This window comes from Alcanivorax sp. NBRC 102024, assembly GCF_001602235.1.
Taxonomy (GTDB): domain Bacteria; phylum Pseudomonadota; class Gammaproteobacteria; order Pseudomonadales; family Alcanivoracaceae; genus Alcanivorax.
Map to the genome: position 1 here is coordinate 49,623 of NZ_BDAS01000010.1, position 15,897 is coordinate 65,519.

10 protein-coding genes are annotated in these 15,897 nt (G+C 60.6%); 2 read left to right on the forward strand and 8 right to left on the reverse strand.

The features are described 5' to 3' along the window. Positions 1-136 precede the first annotated feature (136 nt). Both recB and recD read left to right on the forward strand, forming a co-directional pair. Positions 137-3,730, forward strand: coding sequence for an exodeoxyribonuclease V subunit beta (gene recB / locus A0251_RS14300; protein WP_062817525.1), 3,594 nt, complete (start codon positions 137-139; stop codon positions 3,728-3,730). Between the two features lie 198 nt (positions 3,731-3,928). Continuing rightward, complete coding sequence (gene recD / locus A0251_RS14305) at positions 3,929-5,866, forward strand: exodeoxyribonuclease V subunit alpha (protein WP_062817526.1); 1,938 nt, start codon at positions 3,929-3,931, stop codon at positions 5,864-5,866. A 332-nt stretch (positions 5,867-6,198) separates the two neighbouring features. On the opposite strand, the gene A0251_RS14310 is transcribed toward recD, so the two are convergent. The 8 genes from A0251_RS14310 to A0251_RS14345 form a co-directional block, all read right to left on the reverse strand. Further along, a complete protein-coding gene (locus A0251_RS14310) occupies positions 6,199-7,305 on the reverse strand; it encodes an OmpA family protein (protein ID WP_062817527.1) in 1,107 nt (368 codons plus the stop codon). Between the two features lie 341 nt (positions 7,306-7,646). After that, complete coding sequence (locus A0251_RS14315; protein ID WP_231874249.1) at positions 7,647-7,973, reverse strand: YdbL family protein; 327 nt, start codon at positions 7,971-7,973, stop codon at positions 7,647-7,649. An 8-nt stretch (positions 7,974-7,981) separates the two neighbouring features. Then, positions 7,982-8,170, reverse strand: a complete 189-nt coding sequence (locus tag A0251_RS14320; RefSeq protein ID WP_062817528.1) for a YnbE family lipoprotein — start codon at positions 8,168-8,170, stop codon at positions 7,982-7,984. After that, on the reverse strand, positions 8,167-10,722 hold the full coding sequence (locus A0251_RS14325; RefSeq protein WP_231874256.1) for a YdbH domain-containing protein: 2,556 nt from the start codon (positions 10,720-10,722) through the stop codon (positions 8,167-8,169). The genes A0251_RS14320 and A0251_RS14325 overlap by 4 nt, the downstream gene beginning before the upstream one ends. Positions 10,723-10,897: 175 nt before the next feature. Then, positions 10,898-11,434 (reverse strand): FMN-binding protein, encoded by a 537-nt coding sequence (locus A0251_RS14330; protein ID WP_062817530.1) that lies wholly within the window; start codon positions 11,432-11,434, stop codon positions 10,898-10,900. Beyond that, positions 11,434-13,077: a lipoprotein insertase outer membrane protein LolB gene (locus A0251_RS14335; protein WP_062817531.1), complete on the reverse strand. Its 1,644-nt coding sequence runs from the start codon at positions 13,075-13,077 to the stop codon at positions 11,434-11,436. The genes A0251_RS14330 and A0251_RS14335 overlap by 1 nt, the downstream gene beginning before the upstream one ends. A 145-nt stretch (positions 13,078-13,222) precedes the next feature. Further along, positions 13,223-14,890 carry an AMP-binding protein gene (locus A0251_RS14340; protein WP_062817532.1) on the reverse strand — a complete coding sequence of 556 codons (1,668 nt, stop codon included), beginning with the start codon at positions 14,888-14,890 and terminating at the stop codon, positions 13,223-13,225. Then, complete coding sequence (locus tag A0251_RS14345; protein WP_231874250.1) at positions 14,877-15,794, reverse strand: oxygenase MpaB family protein; 918 nt, start codon at positions 15,792-15,794, stop codon at positions 14,877-14,879. Before A0251_RS14345 ends, A0251_RS14340 begins: the two co-directional genes overlap by 14 nt. Between the last annotated feature and the right edge of the window lie 103 nt (positions 15,795-15,897).

The window sequence follows — 15,897 nt, forward strand, 5'->3', positions numbered from 1 at the left end:
GCAAGCTGCAACGCGAGAAAGTGCGATACCTGGCTGACAGTTCCTTAGCCGCGATTCGGTTACTCTGCCGACGGTGGAATGGTGCAGTTCGCCTTGGGCTCAGTGCGCCCTACGCAGTTGCAACCGGGGGTAGCGCATGAATGCTGAACGTCCGCTCCCGATTACCTTCCCGCTGCACGGCACCCGGCTGATCGAAGCCAGCGCCGGCACCGGCAAGACCTTTACCCTGGCCGCGCTGTATCTGCGTCTGGTGCTCGGCCATGGCGACGACAATGCCTTCGCGCGCCCGCTGCTGCCGCCGGAAATTTTGGTGGTGACTTTCACCGAAGCGGCCACCGAGGAACTGCGCGAACGGATCCGCGACCGCCTGGCCGATGCGGCACGTATCTTTGCCGATGCCAATGCAAAAGCCGACGACCCGGTGCTGGCCGAATTGCTGAACGACTATAGCGATCCGCAAGACCGGGCCCGTTGTGCCCAGCGTCTGGATGCCGCCGCCCAGTGGATGGACGAAGCCGCCATCTACACCATCCACGGCTTCTGCAACCGCATGCTCAAACAGCACGCCTTCGATTCCGGCAGTCTGTTCAGCCTGGAGTTGCAGGAAGACGCCAGCGACGAACAACAAATGGCGGCGCGGGATTACTGGCGTTCCGTGATCGCCGATTTCCCGGTGAGCGCCGCCAATGCCTTGCAAAGCGACAACCTGGGCAACCCGGATGCGTTGCTGGAGGCCTGTCGCCCCCTGCTCGGTTTGAAAGAAGCGGACCCGGAAGCGTTACCGCAAAGCGTCACACACTGGCTGACACAAACCGGCCCCCAGGCGGACAAGGATCAACACGCCCGCCAGCAACTGGCCGCCGAACTGCCGGACTTTCTCGAGTGGGTGCGCGCCGCCCGCGACAACAAATGGCTCAACGGCAACAGCTACCGCACCACCAGCCTGCCCGGCATGCTGCAAACCCTGCAGCGCTACGCCAATGGCGAACGGCTAAACGACAAGGCCTACGACACCCTGGCAAAGTTTTCCCATGAAGGTATGAAACTCACCAAGGCCGGCCAGGAACACCGCCCGGACTTTGCCTTCTGCCAGCAGCTGGATGCGGTCATGGAAGGCCGGGCAAATACACAGTTGCCCCGCACCGACCTGCTCGCCCATGCCGCCGCCTGGATCGACCGGCGCGTGGATCAGGTCCGCCGCCAGACCGCCACCATGGGCTTCGACGACATGCTCAGCCGCCTGCACGATGCCTTGAAAGGCGGCAACGGCGAACGGCTTGCCCAGGTCATCCGCGACCAGTTCCCGGTGGCATTGATCGACGAATTCCAGGATACCGACCCCACCCAGTACGGGATTTTTTCCGCGCTTTATGAAGGGCAAGCCGGTACCGGCTGGTTCATGATCGGTGACCCCAAGCAGGCCATCTATGCGTTCCGTGGTGCCGACGTCTTTACCTATCTGAAAGCCCGCCGGGCCACCGCAGGCAATCACTACACCCTGGATAAAAACTTCCGCAGCGCCGACGCCATGGTCAAGGCGGTGAACCATCTGTTCACCTACAGCCAGAATACCTTTGGCGATGTGTTCATGATGGACAACGCTATCCCCTTCGAAGAGGTTGACGCCAACGGACGCAAGGACGTTCTGTTAGTCGACAACAACGAAAAATCCGGCATTACCCTGTGGGTAGACGAGCAGGAAAAACCGGTCAGCGCCGGCCAGTACCGGGACGAGCAGGCGGCACGCTGCGCCAGTGAAATTGCCCATCTGCTTAACGGTGCCGAAAAAGGCGTCACCGGCTTCCGCAAAGCCGACAGCTTCAGGCCCCTGCATCCCAACGACATTGCCATCCTGGTTCGCGACCGTACCGAAGCCAAAGCCATCCGCGATGCGCTGATGGAACGGCAGGTGCGAAGCGTCTATCTGTCTGACCAGGATTCCGTGTTTGCCCAGCCGGAAGCCCATGACCTGCTGCTGATCCTGCACGCCTGCGCCACCCCGGAATCCGACACCCGGGTGCGCAGCGCCCTGGCCTGTGCGGTGCTGGACCTGGCCTACGCGGAACTGGATACCCTCAATCAGGATGAAGTGCGCTGGGAAGAAACCGTGGAGCAGTTTCACGGCTATCGCCAGCAATGGCAGACCCAGGGCGTGCTGCCCATGCTGCGCAGCCTGCTTATGGATTTCCATGTACCCGCCCGGCTCAGCCAAAGCCTGGACGGCGAACGGGCCCTGACCAACCTGCTGCATCTGGCAGAGCTGCTGCAGCAGGCCGCTACCCAGCTGGACGGCGAACAATCATTGATTCGTTATCTGGAAGACACGGTTGAAGAAGGTCGCGGCAGCAGCAAGGAAAGTATCCTGCGACTGGAAAGTGATGACGACCGGGTCAAGGTGATCACCATCCACAAGTCCAAGGGCCTGGAATACCCGCTGGTGTATCTGCCCTTTATTTGCAGCTTCCGCCCGGCGGACAAGAACAAGCCGCCGCTGCGCTACCACGAAAACGATCATCTCAATGTGTCGCTGGAGCCGGATGACGATGTCGAAAACAAGGCGGACCACGAACGACTCGCCGAAGACATGCGTCTGCTCTACGTGGCCCTGACCCGCGCCTGCCACACCTGCACCCTGGGGATCGCGCCCTATATCAAGGGCCGCGGCAAACAGAACCAGCTGGAAAAAAGCGCCATCGGCCGTTTGCTGTTCGGCACCGGCGTGGCCAACGACGGCCTGCGCGACGCGCTGGTGCCGGTAGCCCATGAGGCGGTGTCCATCATCGCCGCACCGGACAGCAGCACAGAAACCTATCAACCCCAAGCCGAAGCGCGGACCCTGCGCACGCCTCTGATTCCTGTGGCCCGGCAACGACAACCCTGGTGGATTGCCAGCTACAGCGCGCTCAAACAGGTACAGGAAACCCTGGCCCCGGCGGACCCGCGCGGCGATCAACTGGCCGAGCAGCAGGATGACACCGTTGTCGATGATGCCGAGCCCCTGCCAAACAGCATTCACGCCTTTCCCCGTGGCGCCGCGCCGGGCACCCTGCTCCACGATGTGCTCGAGCAGGCCGCCAACCAGCGGTTCACAGAGACCCTGGCCGACCCGGCCGAGTTTGAAACCAGCGTGGAAGAAAAACTGCAGGCCCGGGGCTGGCAGGATTTTATGGAAGTGATCCGCCACTGGTGGAAGCAGGCAGTCACCACTGCCCTGCCGCTGGAGAACGACAAGATCGCCCTCAATACCCTGCACACCTATGTGCCGGAACTGGAATTCCTGTTCCCCGCCCACCAGGTAAAAGTGGCCGAGATGGACACCCTGATTCGCCAGCACATCCACCCACAGCACTCGCGCCCGCGACTGGAAGCGGACACCCTGAACGGCATGCTCAAGGGCTTTATCGATCTGGTGTTCGAACACGACGGCAAGTACTACGTGCTCGACTACAAATCCAACTGGCTGGGCGTGGATGACAGCGCCTACACCCTGGAGGCCATGACCGACGTGGTGCTGGAAAAACGCTACGAAGTGCAATACGTCCTCTACCTGCTGGCCCTGCACCGCCTGCTGAAAAGCCGACTGGCGGATTATGATCCCGACCAGCACCTGGGCGGCGCCGTCTATGTGTTCCTGCGCGGCCTGCAAGGGCCGGCGGCGGGCACGGTGTTTGATCGACCGGACACGGCATTGGTTGAAGCGCTGGATGCGATGTTTGGAGGGAACGAATGAGCGCGATGACAAACCATCTCAACGCATGGAGCGTCTCACCCTCTCCCCCAACCCCTCTCCCCTCAAGGGAGAGGGGAGCTAACCATGCGCCCTTCTGGAGGGTCCCCTCTCCCTTGAAGGGAGAGGGACAGGGAGAGGGTGACGCTACGAAGCGCATTGCTATCCGGCCTCTCAATCGGCCAATCGCCAGGAGAGTTCATGCAAACTGACCTGTTCTCCGCCCTCACCTGGGAAGACGCTCTTCTCCTGCTGCGCGACAACAATCTGCTGCGCGATCTGGACGTGGCCATTGCCCGTTTCCTTAAGCAGCAATGCCCGCAGGCAAGCTACGAAGTGCTGCTGCTCGCCGCCTTCACCAGCAATCAACAAGCCAGCGGCCACCTCTGTCTGGACCTGAAAAACCGGGAACTGGCCACCCAGCTGTGGGGCACCAGCCCACCGCCGGAGCTGGTCACGCTGCTGCCCGGCAAACCGGACGACTGGCTGCATGATCTGCAACAGAGTCCGCTGGTCTGCCAGAACGGCAGCACGCCGTTGGTGCTGGATGGCAGTCGCCTTTACCTGCGCCGAAACTGGGCCCGGGAAGTGGCGGTGGCCGAGGCCATCGGCCAACGACTGGCCACCGTCAGCCCCTTGCCTGCCGAGCGTCTGCGCGACGCCCTGGCTCGATTATTCCCGAACGCCGGCGACCAGACCGACTGGCAACAGGTAGCCTGCGCCCTGGCCAGCCGCAGTGGTATTGGCATCATCACCGGCGGTCCGGGCACCGGCAAAACCACCACCGTGGTTCGCCTGCTGGGGCTGCTGCAAAGTCTGGCCATGGCGGACAACCAGCGTCTGCGGATCCGCCTCGCCGCTCCCACCGGCAAGGCGGCGGCTCGGCTCACCGAATCCATCGGCGAACAAGTGCAACAACTGGACGTGGACGTCGCGGTACGCGACGCCATCCCCACAGACGTGACCACCCTGCACCGCCTGCTCGGCACCCGCCCGGACAGCCGTCACTTCCGTCACCATGCTGACAATCCGCTGCATGCAGATCTGGTGGTGGTGGACGAGGCCAGCATGATCGACATGGACATGATGGCCAGCCTACTGGAAGCCCTGAGCCCGCACACCCGGCTGATCCTGCTGGGCGACAAGGACCAGCTGGCCAGCGTGGAAGCCGGCGCGGTGATGGGCGACCTGTGTCGCCATGCCCACCAGGGCCGCTATCAACAACGCACCATCGATTTCATCAAGGACACCTGTGGCGCCGACATCAGCGACTATCAGGAAACCGACCAGGCCCCGGGCAACGCCCTGGCCCAGCAGACCGCCATGCTGCGCACCAACTGGCGCTCCAAGGACAGCCCCGGCATCGGCGAACTGGCGCGGGCGGTGAACGACGAAAACCTGCCCCAGGTACGCAAGGCGTTTCAAAAATACGGCGACAGCCTGCATCGCCATCCCCTGCGCAGTGATGACCGGCAACTGGAAACCTTGCTGCTGAACAGCAGCGGCGATCACCAGGGTTTGCGTGCGCTCTTTCAGACGGTGGCAACGCCGCCGTCGCAACGGCAGGATTTCGATGCCTGGGCCGCCGGACTGCTCAAGCAACTCACCCACCAGCAATTGCTCAGTGGTTTGCGCAGCGGGCCATTCGGCGTGGAACAACTGAACCAGCGCATCACCCGTCACCTGCAACAACAGGACCTGGCCCCGGAACGGGAGTGGTATCCGGGCCGCCCGGTGATGATGACCCGCAACGATTATCAGCTGGGGTTGATGAACGGCGATGTGGGCCTGACCCTGCCGCTGCTGGAAGAGAGAAATGGCAAACCGGAGTTACTGTTGCGCGTCGCCTTCCAGTTACCCGACGGCCGCATCAAGTGGGTTCTGCCCAGCCGCCTGGACGGGGTGGAAACCGTCTATGCCATGACCGTGCATAAATCCCAGGGCTCGGAATTCCGGCATACCCTGCTGGTGCTGCCTGATGCTCCCCATCCGCTGCTCACCCGTGAACTGATTTACACCGCCGTCACCCGTGCCCGCGATCGTTTCACCTTGCTGGAATTCGGCAAACCCACAGTGCTGGACAGCGCGGTGAAAAAACGCACCTGGCGAGCGTCGGGGCTGGCAGAGCGGCTAATGTAGGAGCGTCGCTTGCGGCGCGATTAACAACGCTGGAATCGCGCCGCAAGCGACGCTCCTACGGCAAACGACAACATTGGCCCAATGTATTTAATGGCCGGGTGAATAAATGCCTCGGAAGGAATATAGACTGTAGGAACCATGCTCGTCCCCCCAGGGGATCTACGACATGCGAACCGAGCCCTAGCGAGGAAAAAAGCAGTTAGCCGTTCGCCATGCTCGCATAGCGCCTACAAACAGAACCCTTGGTCGAAGAGTGGGCAGTAACCTTCACCGATGACCCTAAAAAAACGGGATGCCGAAGCATCCCGTTTTTTGTTTCCCGAATCACGCGGTTACTTGAACTGCGCTTTCTTCTCTTCGGTTTCCACGATGATTTCCGCACGACGGTTCTTGGCGCGGCCTTCGCGGGTGCTGTTGTCCGCTACCGGCTTGTTCTCACCATAGCCTTCCGTGCTGATGCGATCGCCGCTGACGTTGAAGTCTTTCATCAGACGGTCTTTCACGGACTGGGCACGACGCTCGGAAAGGCCCTGGTTATAGTCCGCCGGGCCGGTGCTGTCAGCATGGCCTTCCACGCGGATATGGCCCTGCTCACCCCCGTTCAAACGCTCTGCCACACCGCGAATCTCATCAGTAAATTGTCCCTGAATGGTATCGCGGTCAAAACCAAAGTAGATCACCGAGGTTTCACGCTGCTCCAGGCTCTCATAGACCTGACAACCATCCGCATCCACCACCGCACCGGAGGCGGTGTTCGGGCAACGGTCACGGTCATCGTTGACCCCATCACCATCGCTGTCACCGGTTACCACTTCAGCCGGGGTAGCCGCTACCACCTCATCTTCAGCGCTGTCGTCGCTGTCGTTACTGATACCAAACGCCAGATTAAGGCCCGCATACACCTGACCTTCCCAGTACTCGCGGTCGGTGCTGTAGGCGTGACGGGTGCCCAGATCCAGAATCACATGCTTGAAGAAGGCACGCTGAACACCCAGCTCGACCCCCGTCATCAGCTCGTCATTCTTGTCACTGTTGGGGTTATTGAGACTCTCAATGTACTGCTCCCCCACATTGATACCCGCATAGGGCTCAAAACCGAGGAGACTGGTATCGTTAAAGTGATAACGACCGCTGACAAAGTAGTTGGTCATGTCCACACGACGACCGGAATCGTATTTGCTTTCCGCATCGCCTTCGACCTCGTCATACCAACCCTGCACAGACCAGTTGGGATGGAAACGCCAGCCCAGCTGACCGCCATAAAAAGGCACATCATCCAGACCGTCGACACCATTGCCGATCACGTCGTTATCGTAAAAAGTGTAATAACTGGCATGGCCACCAATATACCCATAACGGTCCGGAACATTTTCTCCGGCCATGGCGAGGGGGGATAGAAAAAGCGGGATCGCCGCACTAACACGCAAGATCGTTTTCATGGCAGAATTCCTTCAAAGTTGCTCCCTGTGATTCTGCAAATGTAACCACAAGGTGAAGGAACCCATAGCCCAGAGAGGGCGCTGAGTGCTTGAATTTACTGAAATTTAACCACTCTCAGACAAAATATTACCAATGGATTAGGGATTTCGTCTCAGTTAGAACGTTCGCTCCAATGCTGTTTATATAGAAATATTTTTTTATATTTTTATGGGAGGTATCAAAACATTTCGGGAAGGATCCACTCATTCACATTGAGTGGATCACAATTCTTCCCTCCCGCTCCGGGCTCACTTTTCCGGTGAGAACGAGCCGGGATTCATCCTCCGAGGAACACCGGTATTTACTTGGTGACCCACTGGCCATCGGGAGTCCGCACATAGTCTCCAGCGTCGGTTTTATCGATGGCTTTCTGCCCGGCCAGTCGCGCCACCTGATCCAGGGTAATACCGTTCTGTTTGGCGATGCGTTCATAGGCATCACGGCGTTTCTGGTTGATATCCGCCACCAGCTCCACGGCGGCCGGGGTCGCCTTGACCACGCCCAGATACCCGTCCGGTTGTTCACCCACCATGCCCTGGCTCTTCGCCGCATCCAGATCCAGTGCAAACGCTGCCATGCTCAACAGCAAGGCCAGGGTGGCAATCAGAGTTTTTGCAATTTTCATCATCCCTACTCCTAAAACAGGTCGCTGTCTTCGCTGAACAACTGATCGATATCCTTTTCCACCTTGAGGCGGATTTCGTGGTCGATCTTCACGTTCAGATTGATGGTGATGGGTTCCTCCGGGGCTTTCAAAGCCACCGTCGGGGTGCAGGCAGGCAACAGGGTCACCGCCAGCAACAAACCCGGCGCGAGTGTTTTCATTGTGCATTCTCCGTGCGCAGTTTCTCGGTGATGTCATCGCCAATACGCAGGCTGCGCATCAGCACCAGCATGTTTTCCCGATGGGTGTAGTTAAACACCACCGGCAGATTATTTCTCTGTGGATTCACTCCCTTGATGGTCACCGCCGCTTCCAGCCAGCCCTCCCGGTCCATGTTCATGCGGGCCTGAAAATCCGGGATGGTCAGCACGCTCAGGCTTTCCAGTGCCAGTTTCACGGCCTGGTTGGAGCTGGCCATGGATTGCACACTGGACGACGGCGGGATACGCAGGGACAGGGTTTCCTCATTGGCCAGCCGGGCTCCTTCCACCACCATAAAATCCGTGCCCAGTTGCAGGGGCACATAGCCGCCAACACGCCCATCCAGAAATACCGCCGGCGGGTTCTGCAAGGCGGCCACCTGCTCCAGATCAATGCGGGTAATCACCACCGGCTGGGGACGGGATGATGGCCACTCCAGTGCCGGCGAACGCAGGGAGCCGCCCAGCAACTCCGCGCGGATATCGGTGAACTGCCATTGGCTGAGATCACTCTCCATCTGCAGGGACAGGTCGGTAATGGGCGTACCGATATCCAGGGTACCCGCCGTCACCGGCCCCGCACTCTTCAGAGACACCGCCCCATCACGATAGTGCCCTTCCAGGGTGCCCTGAATTCCTCGGGCCGTGACGCTGCCCCAGTCCACTGCCGAATCGGCCAGACGCATTGTGCCCTGTGCAGACAGGGTATCGCCCCATTGCCAGCGACCCTCACCGGAGAGGGAACCTTTACGGGGGGTCATGGCCAGGCCTTGGCCCATGGCCGGAATCAGTGGGCTATGGATCTGGAAACGGCCCTGGGGCGTCTCGCCGGCCAGGCAGGCCTGTGCCGTCAGCTCACTTTGCCAATCGGCAATCGCCAGCCTGGCGGTGACTTTTTTACCTGCCAGCCGGGCGTTGCCTGACACCACCGGCAACCGCCAGCGGGCTGCCAGCAAGCCGCCACTGCGCAGTTGTAACTGCCCATGGGCCCCGGCCGTGTCCACCGTTACCGGGCCACGGGTAGTCACGGTGAGCGGCCGCAACAGCACCTGCTCCACCAGCCCTTCGCTGATCGAAAGCCGGCTGCCATCCGCCAGCACCACAGCATCCTGCTGCAAATGCCACGGCACCTGCAGGGAAACCTGGCCACCCCGGTCGTAGTCGGGAAGGGACGAGGTGGCCGACAGGGTGCCCTGCCAACCGCTTTCCCCTTGCCGGAACGACAGGCTGCCATCAAGCGGGTAACCGGCGTACTGACCTTTCAGAGTTGCCCTGGCGCCATAGGGAGCCCGTTGCAGGGTTTTCAGGGGCAGCCGAAACGCCAGATGGTCGTCACCGTTCCGCGCGTCGAGGGTGATGGGTTCTCCCTGCAAACCCTTGCTGGCGGCCTGACCCTGCCAGTGGCCCTCCAGCTGAAACCCTTGCCATTGCCCCTGCAGTGCCAGCGCGCCCTGCCACTGCCAGTGCTTGCCCTGCCATTGAAGCCGGCTGGGGTTGGCCTGCAGGCGCAGATCCTGATAACCCAGCCACAGAGGCAGTTCCACGTCGCCATCCTCCGACATGGGCACTTGCAAGGGTTGCTCCCAGCGGGCGGAAACCTGTTCCGGCAATGTGAGGCTTGCCGGCGCCAGGGTCAGCCGTCGATCCTTCCACTGGAAATCCACTTGCCCATCCAGCTCTGGCCCCTCCAGCACGACCCGGCCAGCGCCCTGCTCCACGGAGTCCTCGTCACTGCCAGCGAACACATGAATCTGCCCTGGCGGTCCTTGCAGTTGCAACTGCCCCCGGGCTTGCCACAGATCAATGCCCTGCCCTTGCAGGGATAACGGTTCCGGGATCGCCAGCTGCCATTGTCCATGGACTGCCAATGGCTCCGTCAGACGCATCTCCGCCTGCCACTGCGCACCGGTAAAACGGGCCTTCATCGCCAGGTCCGCTTTTTGCGGCTGCGATTGCAGGCCCGCGTCCTCCAGGGTTGCACTCAGGGTGCCCGCGGGTTGTCCCTGCCAGACACCCTCACCGTCAAGCTGCCATCTGCCTTTCCCGTCCGCGAGCCATTCATTCAACGCACCGTTGCCGGACACCGACCACTGCCCGTCACCGCGCTCATAGTCCGCCTGCAGGTGACTGGCCGTGCTCTCCACTGTTAACGACCAATGCTGTTGTTGCTGCCGGGCCGTTACCTGCAACGGCGGCGGCACCACTCCGCCGATCTCGGGAGCCTGCATCGCGTCGATGGAAAGCAGGAAGGGGGGCGTCCAGGGCAGGGATGCCGGCAACACAGCACCGTCATCGTCCGCGCCGCTGTCACAGGCGGCGACAGTGACCGTGCCCATGTGGACGGTGACAGGAAACAGATCGCTCAGGACCAGATCTGTACCGGCAAGGGGCGCGCAGTCGTCCGGTTGCCAGCGCCACTGCGCCAGGGTCAGGCCGTTATGCCAGCCCGGTTTCCCCACACGCAAGCCCTGGCTATACAGCCAGCCAGCGACAACCAGTGCCAGAATCAGCACCAGCAGCAATGCATAACCAAGGCCTCGAAAAACAGGCGGAAAAAATCGAACCATAACGGTTAGAGCCAGCGCAGCGATAATGGTTCGATAGTGGTGGCTTGGCGAGGTTGTGGCAACTGCCTACCTCCTCCCGTTGGAGCCTTGCTCGCAAGGCTCCAACGAGTGGCGTGCGGGGTTATGGTGTTGAAGAGGCGCCTTCCATCACCGCCTGATGCAGCACCAGCGCCATGGCGGCCACGCGACTGGTGGCATCCACGGACAGGGTGGCACCGGTGATGCCATCCACGTCGCCGGACAGGGTATCGTCATCATTGAGTGTCATGCCTCGATACTGACGACGGAAAAAGGCCTCATGCACTTCGCCGCCACGGGGCTCCCGGTACACCAGAATTTCCAGATCCACGATGCCCTTCGGCCCCACGGCCACGCCCACCGTCATGGGCATGTCCTTGCTTTTTTCGTCGATGATCCAGGCACTGGTGGTATCGGTATGCCAGTAGCGCAGGCGCAGGCCCCGGTAGGGGTGGCCCAGCACCTTTGTCACTCGCTGGCGCAGTTCGCCGCGCAAGGGCAGCAACCCCGGTTGTGGCGAAGCCGAGCCAAACACCTGCTGCAGAAAGTCCGGCTGACTGAGATGACGGATCTGTACCTCATAGGCCGGCAGAGTTGCCGCCAGCCCGAGCATCAGTAGCAGTGCGATGACTCTTGGCATCAGTTAACCAAGCGCTCCTTGTCCAGCAACGCTTCAATCAGGAACTGGTTGTAAGTGCCTACCCGTTTGCCTTCCAGCCGCGCATTGGCCTCGTGATAAAGCGGGTTACGCTCCAGGCTCTTTGGCAGCATCCATTGGGCCACCGTGGCACCGCTCATGATCCAGGCGTTGTTGAACTTCTGCCACCAGCCATACTTCATTTCAAATTCATCACGAATGCGCGGCGGCAGATTGGCGGCGGTGACCTGCTCCTGCACCCATAACGGGAAGATCATCCAGACGGAGCGCGGGTCGAACAGATCTTCCTTCAGGCGAATACCGTTTTCTTCCACGGTAAGCTGGGGGCTGGCCCACATGGCGCGGTTGTATTCCATGAAGGCATTCCAGTCTGCTGGCAGGGCCGGTTCCGGCACACCGAACAGCATGGCAAACAGCTTGGTTTCTTCGTAGAACTGGTCCTTCTCTTCCCGGGTCAACTCGCCTTCCATTTTCTCGTACATGTAGGCCAGGGTTTCCCACAGGGTGGCATGGACCCAGATCATGGCCGCCACTTCATTGGCCCGGTATTCGCTGCCCCGTTTGAAAGCCCCGGAATCCATGGGCACTTCGCCTTCGATTTCTTCGTGGATATCACGCACCTGATTGGCCGACGTCATCACCTGGGGCATGCTGCCGAACACCATGGTGCCCACATGCTGGAAGGTGCGACGGGCGCGGCCCAATGGGTCATCACGGACCACCGAATGTTCGTCGATACTGGCGGTGACCCAGGGGTGGGCCAGTTGCAGCAACAGCGCCCGGCCCGCACCAAAGGCGCCGGGCATGCCCGCCCGGGACAGTTTCCACATCATGGAGTCCGGCCCGTACAGGCCCACCCGGGCATCCGGTATCTTGCCGTGAATCTTCACCAGCTGCCGACAGAAAGCCGCTTCATCCACCCAGCGGGGGATGGGTGGGCTACCGTCGCTGGGTACCAGTTGGCGCACCGCGTCCTGTCCGGCGCTATTTTCCGGCTCTGCCTCAAGCTCGGTGGGCGACACATTCTGGCCGCAGGGATGAGTCAGGTAAGCCGTTTCCGCGCGTACCATGTTCAGCGTGAAGGAACCCGGCTCGCCCTTGAACGTCACTTCTGACGGCAACAGATAATTCTGCACCGCCATGTATTCCTGGTAGTCGATATCCCAACCGGCTTCCTCAATACGGTCCACCCGGTCCAGGTCTTCCTGATACACCACCGCATCGGCGGTGGCCGGCAAACCCCTTAACCAGTAAGACAGATTGCCGGCACGAATATGCGCCTGCAGATGTTCGGCCACTTTCATGGCCTCCGCCCCGCCGATCACATCCACCGTTTCACTGTCCGGCTCGTAGACGTTACCGTGAATGATGACTTTGGGTTCGCCCACCGGCTCGTCCATCAGAATGGACAGGGCGTACTCCTCACCGATTTGCCGAAAGGCGAAATGGCTTTTGCTGACGGTACTGTCCGCCCGCAGAACAAAGCGGCCTTCCACTTCCCACTCACGCATGTTTTCCGCCGATTCCGGCACGAAGTGGGATGCTTTGAATGCCGAGCAGCCCTGTAGCATCAGTAACATGCCCAGCAGGATCACCTTGCTGTATTGCAGCGTTATTCTTGTCATGGTCGTGACCCTTTATCGTTATGGGTATGAGTAAAAAATATCGCCAGCCTTTCCCGTAGGGTGCACTGAGCCTAAGGCGAACTGCACCACATAGGCCTTGGATCGGTGCAGTTCGCCTCAGGCTCAGTGCACCCTACGTTTTGAGCTAAGCGGTTTGCCGTAATGCCTTCTTGTCGATCTTGCCCACCGAGGTGAGCGGAATGGCATCCAGGAAGAACACTTCTTTCGGCACCTTGTAGGGCGACAGGTTTTCCCTGCAGAAACGGTCCAGCTCGGTCTTCAGGTCGGTGTCGTTCTTGTCGCAATCCGCGCTGCGCTCCACATAAAGCTGCACGATGTCATTGCCTGGCCGGTCGTTATCCGGGCGGCCCACCACCGCACACATGGCGACCCAGGGCAGGCTCTGCACCTTGCCCTCCACTTCCACGGAAAACACCTTGTAGCCGCCCACAATCAGCATGTCCTTGCTGCGATCACAAACACGCACAAAGCCGTCGTTATCCATCACACCGATATCGCCGGTGTGCATCCAGCGCTTGCCGTCGATTTCCTCCAGGGCCTTTTCCGTGGCCTCCGGCATGGCCAGATAGCCCTGCATCACCTGGGGACCGGCGGCGATGATTTCGCCGGGTTCGCCCAGTGGCATTTCCTTACCGGTATCCACATCCACAATGCGCACCTCGGTGCCCGGCAGGGGAATACCCACATGGCCTTCCTTGAAATGAGAGGCCGGGTTGAGGGTGATCACCGGGCTGGTCTCGGTCATGCCATACACTTCGCAGAACTTGTTTTTGCCGATCACACTTTCCAGCCGTTGCACTTCTTCTTTGGCAAAAGGCGCAGCACCGGAAATGGCCATGCGCAGGCCGCTGAAATCCAGCCCCCTGAATGTCTCGTTGGCACACAGCATCTGGTACAGCGCCGGTACTGCCGCCAGCACGGTGGGCGTTCGTGCGGTCATTTCTGCCACGAAGTGATCAATATCGCGGGGATCGGGAATCAACAAAAAGGTGGAGGCGGTGCGCAGGGCGTTGAACACCACCGCCGCGCCGCCGATATGAAACAACGGAAACGCGGAAGCCACGGTTTCCTCGCCGGTGCGATACCCGTAAAACACATTGGCCTGCAGGTTATTCATAAACAGGTTGCGCGAGGTCAGCCGCGCCCCCTTGGGCAGGCCCGTGGTGCCGCCGGTGTACTGCAGGTACAGCACCGAATCCATATCCACCGGTGTGTTCACCGGTTCGGCAGTGTCCGGCAGATGATCGTGCAGGGAGATCACCGACACGCCTTCGTGCGTCTCTTCCAAGGCCTCCCCCTGCCCGGTGATCAGGTCCATGGGACCGGAGACGATCACCGTGCTCAGCGTCGCCACCTTGCCCAGCACCGGTGGCACCGAGGTCTGCCAGAACGGCACCAGCGTGAGCAGGATTGTCACCTGGGCATCGTTGGCCTGGTGGGTAATTTCCGGCGGCGTCATCAACGGCGAAATGCTGGTGGTCACCATGCCCAGTCGGGCCGCCGCGATAAAGGCCACCACGTACTGGGGGGTGTTGGGCATCTGCAGCCCCAGCACATCACCCGCCTTGGCTCCCCGGGAGGCAAACAGGGCCGCCATGCGATCCGCCAGCTGATCCAGTTGCCGATAGGTGATTGCCTTGCCCAGGAACACCAGCGCCTCCCGGTCCGGAAACTGTTGGCCATGATCCCGCACATAATCGGACAGGGTTTTCTCGGGCAGCGCCGGCAGGGTGTGCCAGTCGTACCCCAGAGAGGCGTAGGTGGACAGCCAGGGGCGGTTATCCGATGTCATAACGGGCACCTTCGGGAATGGTATTGATGTGATAAGCCTCGGGGTGTTGCCTGGCATCGCGGTAGGCCCGACGGGCCAGCGGAATCAGCCGCAGGCTTTTGGGCGTCAGGGCATGCAGCACCCGGTAAACGCCACACCAGGCACGGAACAGTCGCTGGTCCGTCTTGCTCCAGGGGATCTGGAATTTTTCCCGGAACGGGTGCGGCAAGGTGGCGCGCAGATTGAAGCGCATGAAACGCCCCATCACCGCCAAAATCAGGCGCCAGGCGCCATCGGGGATACGACTGCCCGGCGGCTTGGGAATGTCCAGATAATGGTCCGGGCGCATCAGGTCCTGCACCACCTCGCCCCACTCCAGGCGGTCGCGGATGATGCCGTGGAAATAATCCCAGTAATCGCTTTCCGTGGCGGGCAGATCCTGGTCGCGAATGCCCATCATCTTGCCCAGCTGCCGCCACTCCACAAACATGGCGTGACGTTGTTCGGTGGTGGGCGACTTGCCCAGCATCTCGTGCATGCGGATGGTGGCGTCGTAACCGGTGATATGCACCCAGCTGTAGGCTTCCGGGTCCAGGGCGAAGTACTTGTTGCCGTGCTTGTCCACGCCCTTGATGGAACGATGCAGGTCGCGCAGCTTGATGCCCATTTCGATGGCTTTCTGCGGGCGGGCATAGACGATGGGCCAGAGCAGTTCCGTGGAGCGTTTGGCGCGCCCCCAGGGATCCGTCTTGTAGACCGAATGCTCACCCACCCCGGCATCAATGATCGGGTGGGCCACCTGCAGCACGAAGGCCTGGGGCAGCATCAGGTGGAAACGCCAGGAACCGAAATCCTGCCAGGTATAGGAATCCGGACCCAGGGGTTGGGGGATTTTCCGCTGTGTTTGCGTGGCCGTCTGTGTCATGGCAAATCCTGTCGGTGGCATCCTTGATTGAGACAAATAGAAAAATACGTCTCAATTGGTCACACAAACAAGCCCATCACACAGATTTCGGATTTCTGTTTAG

What these genes read in the sequence shown, in the direction of transcription:
- recB (WP_062817525.1), top strand. Translation starts at nt 137, where the DNA reads ATGAATGCTGAACGTCCGCTCCCGATTACCTTCCCGCTGCACGGCACC.
- recD (WP_062817526.1), top strand. Translation starts at nt 3,929, where the DNA reads ATGCAAACTGACCTGTTCTCCGCCCTCACCTGGGAAGACGCTCTTCTC.
- A0251_RS14310 (WP_062817527.1), bottom strand. Translation starts at nt 7,305, where the DNA reads ATGAAAACGATCTTGCGTGTTAGTGCGGCGATCCCGCTTTTTCTATCC.
- A0251_RS14315 (WP_231874249.1), bottom strand. Translation starts at nt 7,973, where the DNA reads ATGATGAAAATTGCAAAAACTCTGATTGCCACCCTGGCCTTGCTGTTG.
- A0251_RS14320 (WP_062817528.1), bottom strand. Translation starts at nt 8,170, where the DNA reads ATGAAAACACTCGCGCCGGGTTTGTTGCTGGCGGTGACCCTGTTGCCT.
- A0251_RS14330 (WP_062817530.1), bottom strand. Translation starts at nt 11,434, where the DNA reads ATGCCAAGAGTCATCGCACTGCTACTGATGCTCGGGCTGGCGGCAACT.
- A0251_RS14335 (WP_062817531.1), bottom strand. Translation starts at nt 13,077, where the DNA reads ATGACAAGAATAACGCTGCAATACAGCAAGGTGATCCTGCTGGGCATG.
- A0251_RS14340 (WP_062817532.1), bottom strand. Translation starts at nt 14,890, where the DNA reads ATGACATCGGATAACCGCCCCTGGCTGTCCACCTACGCCTCTCTGGGG.
- A0251_RS14345 (WP_231874250.1), bottom strand. Translation starts at nt 15,794, where the DNA reads ATGACACAGACGGCCACGCAAACACAGCGGAAAATCCCCCAACCCCTG.